Raw genomic sequence first — 1,123 nt, 5'->3', positions numbered from 1 at the left:
ACGCTGATCTCGGGAGGCATTCGTTGCAGGGCAAGCATGGTCATCTCAGTCGTGAGCAGAAGCAGCTCGCGCTCCGTCTCCACTCGAAGGGGTGGCGGCTCATCGATATCGCCCGCGAGATCGGGTGCACGGCCCCGATGGTCGGCCGCATGGCGCGGGAAGGGCGTCACCTCGACGGGAAGCCGTTCGGCTGGGAGCCGCGCGAGGGGCATCTGACGATCCTCGACCGTGAGGAGATCCTGGTTGGTCTCGCGCGCGGTGACACGTTGACCGCGATCGCGCTCGCCCTGGGACGGGCGGTGTCGACGGTCAGCCGCGAGGTCAAGCGCGGCGGCGGGCGGGAGGGGTACTCGGCGTGGCGGGCGCATGAGGACGCGCGAGAGCAGGCCCGCCGCCCGAAGCCGTTCAAGCTTGACGGTGGACGGCTGCTCGAGGTTGTCGCGACGCAGCTGGAGCAACTGTGGTCTCCGCAGGAGATCGCCGCCCGCCTACGGTTGGAGCATCCCGACGACCCGGAGATGCACGTGAGTCACGAGACGATCTACCAATCCCTGTTCGTGCAGGGACGCGGGCAGTTGCGCCGCGAGCTTGCCCGCTGCCTGCGGTCGGGGCGTGCGGCACGGAAGTCGCGGACCGCGACGGACCGGCGAGGCCGGCTGCCAGGAATGGTGATGATCAGCGAGCGCCCCGCGGAGGTCGAAGACCGCGCCGTGCCGGGGCATTGGGAAGGCGACTTGATCCTCGGTGAGAACAGTCGCAGCGCCGTGGGAACCCTCGTTGAACGCAGCACCCGCCTCACACTTCTGCTGCACCTGCCCGACGGGAAGAGCGCCGACAAGGTGGAGGCCGCAATGCGCGAGGCGATCACCGCGTTGCCGGCGTCGCTGGCGCGGACGATCACCTGGGATCAGGGCGCCGAGATGGCCAAGCATTCCGAGTTCACGACAGCGACCGGCATCCCGATCTACTTCTGCGACCCGCACTCCCCGTGGCAGCGCGGAAGCAACGAGAACACCAACGGACTGCTACGCCAGTACCTGCCGAAGAGCACCGATCTGAGCATCGTCACCCGCGCTGAGCTGACCGCGATCCAGGACTCGCTCAACGGACGACCACGCAAAAC

At 68.0% G+C, this 1,123-nt stretch carries 1 protein-coding gene; it reads left to right on the top strand.

Annotated elements, in window-relative coordinates; genetic code table 11:
- Positions 1 to 23: 23 nt before the first annotated feature.
- Positions 24 to 1,123, top strand: a 1,100-nt coding sequence (locus ACYVJ0_RS13510) for an IS30 family transposase (protein ID WP_460818374.1), incomplete at its 3' end; no start/stop codon positions are given.

The organism is Microbacterium petrolearium (assembly GCF_054782875.1).
Note: the sequence above shows the minus strand (reverse complement) of the source record. Positions and strands in the feature narration are given on the sequence as shown.